The sequence below is a fragment of the Methylobacterium sp. D48H genome (genome assembly GCF_053345715.1).
Window position 1 is genome coordinate 1 of record NZ_JBKFAP010000114.1, and the last position, 332, is coordinate 332.

Here is a 332-nt window from a genome sequence, read left to right on the forward strand (position 1 = left end):
GTGCCCGAGATCGGGATCATGACCGACGTGGCGCTCGATCCCTACACGAGCCACGGCCACGACGGCCTGATGCGGGACGGCGCGATCCTCAACGACGAGACGGTCGCGGTCCTCGTCGGGCAGAGCCTGATCCAGGCCGAGGCCGGGACAGACATCATCGCGCCCTCCGACATGATGGACGGGCGCGTCGGCGCGATCCGCGCGGGCCACGACAAGGCCGGCTTCCTCGACGTGCAGATCATGGCCTACGCGGCGAAATACGCCAGCGCCTTCTACGGGCCGTTCCGGGACGCGATCGGCACCAAGGCGGCGCTGGTCGGCGACAAGCGCAC

Annotated in this window: 1 pseudogene; it reads left to right on the forward strand. The window is 69.6% G+C overall.

Annotated features, from left to right (window positions below):
- A pseudogene (locus ACLBX8_RS31720) lies at positions 1-332 on the forward strand (porphobilinogen synthase); the annotation flags it as partial.